At 66.6% G+C, this 8,909-nt stretch carries 6 protein-coding genes and 2 pseudogenes; 6 read left to right on the top strand and 2 right to left on the bottom strand.

Annotation, left to right across the window (positions count from 1 at the left end; all coding sequences use genetic code 11):
• Positions 1–206: 206 nt before the first annotated feature.
• The 4 genes and pseudogenes from ACFE7F_RS14850 to ACFE7F_RS14835 all read left to right on the top strand — a co-directional run.
• A pseudogene (locus tag ACFE7F_RS14850) lies at positions 207–773 on the top strand (recombinase family protein); the annotation flags it as partial.
• A 220-nt stretch (positions 774–993) separates the two neighbouring features.
• On the top strand, positions 994–3,072 hold the full coding sequence (locus ACFE7F_RS14845; protein WP_375404627.1) for a TonB-dependent receptor: 2,079 nt from the start codon (positions 994–996) through the stop codon (positions 3,070–3,072).
• Positions 3,069–3,296: a PepSY domain-containing protein gene (locus tag ACFE7F_RS14840; protein ID WP_375404626.1), complete on the top strand. Its 228-nt coding sequence runs from the start codon at positions 3,069–3,071 to the stop codon at positions 3,294–3,296. The genes ACFE7F_RS14845 and ACFE7F_RS14840 overlap by 4 nt, the downstream gene beginning before the upstream one ends.
• Before the next feature lie 271 nt (positions 3,297–3,567).
• Positions 3,568–6,540, top strand: a complete 2,973-nt coding sequence (locus ACFE7F_RS14835) for a TonB-dependent receptor plug domain-containing protein (protein WP_375404625.1) — start codon at positions 3,568–3,570, stop codon at positions 6,538–6,540.
• 270 nt (positions 6,541–6,810) lie between these two features.
• Here the strand turns inward: ACFE7F_RS14835 and ACFE7F_RS14830 are convergent, their stop codons facing one another.
• Together ACFE7F_RS14830 and ACFE7F_RS14825 are read right to left on the bottom strand one after the other, a co-directional pair.
• A complete protein-coding gene (locus tag ACFE7F_RS14830; RefSeq protein WP_375404624.1) occupies positions 6,811–7,089 on the bottom strand; it encodes a hypothetical protein in 279 nt (92 codons plus the stop codon).
• Positions 7,005–7,667, bottom strand: coding sequence for a hypothetical protein (locus tag ACFE7F_RS14825; protein ID WP_375404628.1), 663 nt, complete (start codon positions 7,665–7,667; stop codon positions 7,005–7,007). The genes ACFE7F_RS14830 and ACFE7F_RS14825 overlap by 85 nt, the downstream gene beginning before the upstream one ends.
• Between ACFE7F_RS14825 and ACFE7F_RS14820 the strand changes: the two are divergent.
• Both ACFE7F_RS14820 and ACFE7F_RS14815 read left to right on the top strand, forming a co-directional pair.
• Positions 7,648–7,932 (top strand): annotated as a pseudogene (locus tag ACFE7F_RS14820) (succinate--CoA ligase subunit alpha); the annotation flags it as partial. The gene ACFE7F_RS14825 and the pseudogene ACFE7F_RS14820 overlap by 20 nt on opposite strands.
• A 118-nt stretch (positions 7,933–8,050) precedes the next feature.
• Positions 8,051–8,909: phosphoenolpyruvate carboxykinase domain-containing protein (locus ACFE7F_RS14815; protein ID WP_375404623.1), on the top strand; the 859-nt coding region annotated here is incomplete at its 3' end.

Genomic DNA, 8,909 nt, shown 5'->3' with positions numbered 1-8,909 from the left:
CGTTCGGCGGAAAAGGGGGGCTCGGGCGCAAGCGATCGGCCACTCGCGGGGTGGCTGCAGCGCGACAATCAGGATGCGAGCGCAGCGACAATCAAGATGAGAATCGCGAGGGGCTACGGCGGCGCAGGGCGTAGCCCGGAGCCGACGTAGCCCCTCGCGATGGCGCGTTCCTGGTGGGGCGTCGCCGCTGATGATCACGGCCGGCCGGGTATGCCCGCGTCTCCAAGGGCGACGAGCAGTCGAACGCCGCGCAGGCCCGCGCGCTCAAGGCCGCGGGATGCAAACGCGTGTTCGACGAAGCTGCCAGCGGGGGCCGCTGGGATCGGCCCAAGCTCCAGGAGATGCTCGGCCAGCTGCGCGACGGCGATGTCGTCGTGGTCTGGAAGCTCGACCGGCTGTCACGCAGCTTGAAGGACCTGCTGCATCTCATGGAGAAGATCGAGGCGGCTGGCGCGGGGTTCCGTTCGCTGACCGAGAGCATCGACACGACCACGCCCGCGGGCCGGATGATGATGCAGATGGTGGGCAGCTTCGCCGAGTTCGAGCGCGCCATGATCCGGGAGCGCACCAGCGCGGGGCTGGCGCAGGCCAGGGTCGAGGGCCGGGTCGGAGGGCGCCGCCGCAAGCTCGATGCCAAGAAGCGCCGCGAGATCGCGCAATCGGTCATCTCTGGCCGCAAGTCGGGTGCCGAGATGGCGCGGCTCTATGACGTGAGCGAGCCGACCGTGTCGCGGATCGTCGCCGAACATCGCCGCCTTGCAGAGGAACCATGAAACGCGGCCATGACCTGCCCGGCCTGATGACGCCCGCGGCCGCCTACCGTGAATCCATGTCCGAATAATGCACAGGGGCCCCTACATGCGGGCGAGCCGCGCCGGTGAACCAGCCCGCCCATCCCGCCCGTCCAGTTCCGCTCGCCGAGCCGGGACCGGCCCGCGCGAATGGCCGGGCTCCGCCCCGTCGTCGCACGGGGCGTCCAGGCGTGAGATCATCATGTTCAAAATCATCAAGGCCGTTGGCGCGACCGCGCTGGCGTGCGCCGCGTCCGCGACCGCACAGACCGCGCGCGAACAAAACCCGGGGCGGGGCGACATCGTGGTCACCGGTACGAAGACCGGCGATTTCGGGGCGAAGTCCGGCATACCGCTCGATCGGGTGCCGCAAAGCGTGCAGGTGATCGAGGAAGAGGAGCTGATCGAGCGCGGCGTGCGCAGCGTCGGCGACGCGCTTCGCGCCGTGCCGTCGGCCAATGTCGGCGGCAGCCGCGTATCGCGCTATCAGAGCTTTTCCTTGAAAGTGCGCGGATTCCTCGCCGATCAGATGCGGAACGGCATACGCCAGCGCTATTATGAAGATGTCGACGCCTCCGCCCTGTCCAACATCGCGCGCGTGGAGGTGCTGAAGGGTCCGTCTGCGGTCATCTACGGTCAGTCCGCGGTCGGCGGCATCATATCGATCATCACCAAGCAGCCGACCGATCGGTTCGCCGCCTCGGCGGCGCTGACGGTCGGCTCGTTCGAACAGAAGATGGCGACGCTCGACGTCGGCGGTCCGATCACGAACACGCTTGGTGTGCGTCTGACGGGCGAGGTCGAACGGTCCGACACCTTCGCCGATTCCCAGCGCATGAGACGCGAGAATGTCGGCTTGGCGCTTGCCTGGACCCCGAGCGCGTCCGTGTCCGCGCACCTCGTCGCCGAATATATCCGCCGCCGGACCGCCAACAACCCCGGGTTGCCGGTGGTGGGCACGATACTGCCCAACGGCGCGGGCCGCGTTGATCGGTCGACCTTCCTGGGCGAGCCCGATTTCACCGACCTCGTCTCGAACGCGCCGTTGATCCAGGCCTGGGTCGACTTGCAGATGGCTAACGGCTGGACGCTGACGCCGCGGCTGCAATATTCGCAGTTCAACACCTCGCTCGACCAAGTGCGTATCCTGGCGCCCCTGGCGGGTCGGCCGACGTTGATCCCGCGCAACGGCCGGCGCGGGCGCGAGGAGGACGGGTACACGATCGCGCAGCTCGACCTTGCGGGCGCGGCGCGGACCTTCGGCATCGGCCACACGCTGCTGCTCGGCGTGGAATACAGCGCCGAGCGTCCGAGCTTCGTCCAGTCGGACATCGTGCCGGGCGGCATCGCTCCGATCGACACCTTGAACCCTGTCTATGCCTTCACGACGCGGCGGCCGGCGCTCGCCTTTTCATTCGTGAGCCTCGGCAAGGTGGACGGCTTCGCGATCTACGCCCAGGACCAGATCGCATTGTCGGATGCGTGGAATCTGGTCGCGGGCGTACGGCGCTCGCTGTTCGACTACGAAAACCGCCGCAATGGCGTGCGCAACGCCGACACCATCTCCAACACCACATGGCAGCTCGGCAGCACCTACCGGCTGGGCGGGGGCATGTCGTTGTTCGGCGGCTACAATAAGGGGTTCGACCTTGAGCCGGTCGTCGGTGCGCGTGCGCGGGACGGGTCGCCGTTCGTCCCCGAAACGTCCGACCAGATCGAGGCGGGCCTCCGGGTCGCGCGCGGGTCGCTCCGCGCCAGCGCCTCGGTGTTCCGCATCCGCCGCGACAACGTCGCGGTACCCGATCCCGAAAACGTCGACTTTCAGATCCAGGAGGGCCGGCTGCGCGTGCAAGGCGTGGAGGTCGAAGGCGAGTGGGAGGCGCTTCCCGGCTGGCGGCTCCAGGGCGGCTACGCCTACCTCGACGGGCGGGTGACGCGCACCACCACGGCGACATCGCAGGATGCGCGGTTGGGCGACACGCCCGAGCACACTGCGACGCTGTCGAGCAGGCTGACGATCGGCGTGATCGAGCTGCGCGCCGGTGCCTACTATGTCGGCCGACGCCGGCTGGTGAACGGCTCCGCCGTCACGCTGGACGACTACGCCGTGTTCGATTTGGGTGTGGGCACGGTGTTGGGCCCCGTCAGGGTCGACGCGGCGCTGACCAACGCAGCGGACGAGGTCTACTATACGGCGAACGGCGGCACGAACTTCGTCTATCCGGGTGATCCCCGCACGCTCAGCATCCGTGTCGTCTACGCCTTCGGAGGTGCGCGATGACCGACATGCGCGTCCACCGCACCGTCTGGCGTTGGCATCCCTATGCCGGGCTGATCGTCGCGCCCTTTTCGCTGATCCTGAGCGTTAAGGGCGCGATCCACCTGTTCAACGACGAGCTGAACGATCTCGCCATGCCGGCGCGAGGTTCTGCTCATTGGCGGACTAGGGTAGCCGGTCGTCCGCGAGCTGCTGGACGAGCCGCGGCACGACGTCCGCGCGCATGATGCCGATGCGGCTAATGCCGCAGGTGCGCTGCGTGAGCGGACAGATCAGTTCGGACGGATGATGGTGCCGGTCCCCGCTCGGTCGGCATTGGCCTTTCCCGTTAAATTAAAACGGCTGAGCTACGTCCGTTCGGCGCAACGTTCATATACTACGCCGGGGATCGGGTTTCAGCTTCAGGGGTGAACGACCTGCTTGACTATGCCGATATTGCGTCACAGCTTCCGCGCTGCAACATAAGTGCAATTGGGGATCGTCATGCAAAATGTTAGAGTGGGTGATCGATCCCGGCTGTGGACCAGCGTGGCGACGGCGTTCTGGGGCGCTGCGGTGGCTGTGCCGAGCACGGCCGCCACGGCGCAACAGGCCGGCACTGGTAGTCCCCTTTCCGCAGGCGCCGCCGCTCAGGGTGATAGGGCCGGCCCGGCGTCGACGGCTTCGACGGACGAGCAAGCGACCCCGGCGTCACCCGGCCAGGAACAGCCGCAAGAAGGCGATCCTAGGGCTGAGGACGTCGTGGTCACCGGCTCGCGCATCGTGAGCAACGGTAACCGGGCGCCGACACCTACGACCGTACTGTCGCGCGAGGACATCCAGCTACGCAACCCCGCCAACATCGCCGACTATGTCTCCCAGTTGCCGTCGTTGGGCATCGGCAACACCACGCGCACCACGACCCTTTTCGCCAATGCGACTGGCGGGGCCAACCAGCTCAGCGCCCGCGACCTTGGCGTGACCCGCACCCTGACGCTGCTCGACGGGCGGCGCGTGGTGGGCTCGGGCCTGTCGCCCGCGGTCGACGTCAACCTGCTGCCGCAAAACCTGGTGAAGCGGGTGGATGTGGTGACCGGCGGTGCCTCGGCGGCTTACGGCTCCGACGCGGTGGCGGGCGTGGTCAACTTCATCCTCGACACCGACTTCACCGGGGTCAGGGGCAGCGTCAACCTGGGCCAGACGGACGAGAATGACGGCCGGATCGTCTCGGGCGACATAGCTTACGGCGGCAAGGTCGGCGGCCGCGGGCACATCTTGTTCAGCGCCAATTACTACAAGGGCGACCGGATCGATTTCTTCGACGATCCGCGCGACTGGTTCCAGCCTGGGTTGCGCCTGCTGAACAATCCGGATTGGACCGCCACCAATGGTCAGCCCGGCCAGATCGTGCGTACGGACGCTGGCTTCACCAGCACGCCCGGCGGCGTGATCGCGTCCGGACCGTTGCGCGGGACCAACTTCCTGCCGGGCGGCGCGATCGGCCAGTTCGTATTTGGGCCGATCCAGCAGGGGCAGGTCCAGGCCGGCGGTACGGTGGAGTCGCTACCGATCCGCGGCGCGCTGCTGCCGGACGACGAGCATTGGAGCATCTACGGCCGTTTCAGCTACGAACTGCTGGACGGCGTCAACGCTATCTTCGAGGGCAGCTATGCCGGCAACGATACCGTGAACTGGTCGGCGGTGTACAATCGTCAGGGCGGGACCGCGCTAACGATCAACCGCGCCAACCCTTTCCTTCCCCTGCCGGTCCAGCAGGCGATGATCCAGGCCAACATCACCTCGTTCCAGATGAACCGCCTGTTCTACGACATGATCAACAAGCCGGGCACGCATATTGGAGAAGCGGGCTACAACCGGCGCCAGGACCGCATCCTGGCGGCGTTGGAAGGTAGCTTCGATGGCAAGGGTAGGTGGCGAGCCTATTACCAACGCGGCCACAGCGACGTCTGGTACACGCGCGACAACAACGTCATCCTCGGCCGCTTCGCGCTCGCGATCGACGCGATCGCCAATCCGGCGACCGGCGGGGTGCCGGGCGTAGCCGCGGGCACACCGATCTGTCGCTCGTCGATCGCCAATCCGACCAATGGGTGCGTGCCCATGAACCTGTTCGGCGAGGGCTCGCTGGGCGCGGCTTCCATCGCTTACGTCACCGGCCTGACCGATGGTCTGCGCACCCGTCAAGATCTGGACATCAAACAAGATATCTTCTCCTTCGACGCGCAGTACGAGCCTTTTTCCACCTGGGCGGGACCGGTATCCATCGCGGCGGGCTTCGAGGGTCGCAAGGACAGCTTCTCCGCGACCGCCGACGCCCTGTCGATCGCGTCGGCCTGGAACGTCGGCAACTTCAAGGCGGAGGCCAACGGTTACAGCGTTAGGGAGGCGTTCGCCGAGGCGCTCGTGCCGATTTTGCGGGATTCGCCGGTCGGCCGCGCGTTCGACCTGAACGGCGCGGTCCGGCTGACCGACTATTCCACCAGCGGGACGGTCACCACCTGGAAGCTCGGCGCGACCTGGGATCTCGACGGGCAGCTCCGGCTCCGGGCGACGCGGTCGCGGGATATCCGGGCACCCAACCTCAATGATCTGTTCGCGCCGCGCAGCCAGTTCGTGAACGCCTTCCTCGACCGGTCGCAGCCCGGCAGCCCGCAGGTGCCCAACATAACGCTGAACGGCGGCAACCCGAGCCTCACCCCCGAAAAAGCCGACACCTGGACCGCGGGCGGCGTATTCCAGCCGCGCTGGCTGCCTGGCTTCAGCCTGTCGGTCGACTGGTACAAGATCGACATCGCGGACGCGATCGTGGCTTTGGGCGCGCAACAGATCATCGACATCTGCTATGGCTTCAACCGGCCGCAGAACGACGCCGCGTGCGACTCGATCGTGCTGGTGCCCGGTGCCACCAACCTGGTCAACGCGACCATCTTCACCAGCGGCATCAACGCGCAGAACCTCGCGGTGGAAGGCATCGATTACGAGGCGAGCTACCGAACGAACCTGGACCGGATCGCGAGCTCGCTGCCCGGCAGCATCGATGTGCGGCTGCTGGTATCGCAGCGGCTAAAGGACGAGACCAATATTCCCGGCGACGTTCAGCCGCCGATCCTGGGCACGGTGGGCAGCCTCCGCTGGCGCGGGCTGATGACCGCCACCTACGCGGTCGGGCCCAGCCGCACCACGCTCACGACCCGCTATCTCGGCTCCGGCCGTATCACGAACCAGCCCGAGACCAGTAGCACCGGCATCCCAAGGGAGTTCAACCGGGTCGATCCCGTCTGGTACTTCGAACTGGCCCAGAATTACGACGTCAATATCGCCGGCGCGAAAGTGACGTTGTTCGGAGTGGTGGAGAACCTGTTCGACCGCGATCCGGAACCGATCCCCACCAGCGGCACGTCGTTTGGCACCGGCGCGCCTTACGATCTGCTTGGACGCTCCTATCGCCTGGGCTTCCGGTTCCGATTTTGACCGCGGCTCAGAGTGGACCTTTCGGTCTTGTTCCTGCCATGCTTGAAAAACGGTCTTGGGATTGTCGGAGGCATGACGATCCCCTTGTCCGTGCAGGCCGGTTTGTGGAGCCAACTCAGCGGTTCGGAGGTGCTGATCTCCGCACCGTCGTTCAAGCTCATGGACGAGGCCTGAAAACAAGGAGGTTTCCTGGCCGTCGGCATCGGATCTCATCACCTGCGTATCGGCGTACACAGGGCTCGACATGGCGCCAGGTGCTCGCGGTGCGCGTCACCGCCAAGCGAACATCGACCCCAGCGACCGCGACCCACGGTGCGCCGACGTCACGCCCTCGGGCAGGACGCCGGGGATTTCGGGGAAGGCAAAGCCCGCCGGGACGCCTTGATGATCGTTGGTGTAGCTCGAGGTGTAGTTCTCCTCCGCCGTGAACTCAAACCGTCCCGGGCCGAGGTCGTGCGAGAAGATCACGGGGGCGTTGAGCGAGTGCTTGGGCGACCACACCAGCGGGACACCAGTGAGGTCGATCTGCGGCGAGGGCGGCGCCGGCACGTCGTAGGACGCGATCTTCGATCTTCAACTTGACGAAGGTGTATCGCACCGCCGCCCGAAAGTTGGGCGACAGGACGCCGACCGCATCGACGTCGAACCCGCGGCCGGTTGAGCCCGCCCGGCGAATTGCCACGCGCATAGCTACCATGGGCGATGACGTCCTGCGCCACGTCGTAGCTGACGATGGGGTTGTCGGTCGTGGCGTTGAACACGCCGCGCCGATAGACAGTCGGCGTCGTCGGGATGATGACGCCCGCCAAGTTGCGGATCGCGACGCCCGCCGTTCCGGAAATCCCATCCTGGTTCGGCCGCAGGCCGACCGTCAGGTTCAGGCGATCGGTGATGTCGAAACCCAGCTGGCCGAATGCCGAAAAGGCCTGGGTTTCGGTGAAGGACGGCTGATGAATGGCGTTGATGCGGGCGAGGTCGGACCGCGCCGATCCCAGACCGAAGACGCCGAACGGCCTGGCGGGGTCGACCGCCTTTCCGCCCCCCTGCCAGACCTTCGAATCGAAGGGAAACGGCGTGTTGTCGCGCACGATCTGGCCCGACAGCCCCGCGACGGAGTCGATCATCATGATTGGCGAGATCGGCAGCTCGGCGGAGGAGGCGGCGCAGTTCCTGCGCGACGAGTCGAGGCGCGGGCATTCCAAGCCGATGGCGGGATTCATCGCGGGCCGCACGGCGCCGCCTGGCCGGCGGATGGGCCATGCGGGCGCGATCGCGTCGGGCGGCCAGGGCGGCGCGGAGGACAAGATCGCGGCGATGGAAGCGGCGGGCATCACCGTCGCGGCCAGCCCGTCAGAGCTCGGATCGACCCTGCTCGACGTGCTGAAAGGGTGAGACGCTCGCGACGGCTCGGCTAATCGTGCAAGGACTTGTCGCGAAGCGGACAACGGGCGATGGTAAGGGCGGTTCGCGCCCGACCAACGAATGATTTGAACCCAGGGAAGGATAGACGATGGCGACGTTGGTCGAACCGGTCGAGAGGATGATGCGGGAGGAGGGAACCGTCCCCGCGCACAGGGCGCTGGTCGAGTGGGTGCGCGGGATCGCCGCGCGGACAGAGCCCGACGCGATCCGCTGGTGCGACGGCAGCCAAGCCGAGTGGGATGAGCTTGCCAAGCAGCTGGTCGATTGCGGCACCCTGACCCGGCTCGATCCCGCGAGGCGACCGAATAGCTTCCACGCGCGGTCCGATCCGCGCGACGTCGCGCGTGTCGAGAGCCGCACCTTCATCTGCTCCGAGACGGCGGCCGATGCCGGCCCGACCAATAACTGGAAGGAGCCGGGCGAGATGCGCGGCGTCCTGGACCGGTTGTTCGAAGGCGCGATGCGCGGGCGAACACTGTATGTGGTGCCCTTCTGCATGGGGCCGCTCGGTTCGCCGCAGAGCGCGATCGGCGTCGAGATCACCGATAGCGCCTATGTCGTGCTGTCCATGCGCATCATGACGCGAATAGGTACGCCCGCGCTCGAGATGCTGGGCGACGACGGCTTCTTCGTCCGCTGCGTCCATTCGGTCGGCATGCCGCTCGACCCGGGCGCGCGCGACGTGGCTTGGCCGTGCAACGAGGAGAAATGGATCGTCCACTTCCCCGAGACGCGCGAGATCTGGTCCTACGGCTCGGGCTATGGCGGCAACGCGCTTTTGGGCAAGAAGTGTTTCGCGCTGCGTATCGCCAGCGTGATGGCGCGCGACGAGGGTTGGCTCGCGGAGCACATGCTGATCCTGAAGCTGACCAGCCCCGAAGGTGCGGTCCACTACGTCGCCGCCGCCTTTCCCAGCGCGTGCGGCAAGACCAACATGGCGATGCTGG

The sequence above is a fragment of the uncultured Sphingomonas sp. genome (assembly GCF_964235535.1).
Taxonomy (GTDB): Bacteria; Pseudomonadota; Alphaproteobacteria; order Sphingomonadales; family Sphingomonadaceae; genus Sphingomonas.
The sequence above is the reverse complement of the archived record's forward strand: the minus strand, read 5'-3'. Positions and strand labels throughout refer to the sequence as shown.

Excerpts from the sequence above, each read along its gene's own strand:
- ACFE7F_RS14845 (WP_375404627.1), top strand. The coding sequence starts at position 994 with ATGTTCAAAATCATCAAGGCCGTTGGCGCGACCGCGCTGGCGTGCGCC.
- ACFE7F_RS14840 (WP_375404626.1), top strand. The coding sequence starts at position 3,069 with ATGACCGACATGCGCGTCCACCGCACCGTCTGGCGTTGGCATCCCTAT.
- ACFE7F_RS14825 (WP_375404628.1), bottom strand. The coding sequence starts at position 7,667 with ATGATGATCGACTCCGTCGCGGGGCTGTCGGGCCAGATCGTGCGCGAC.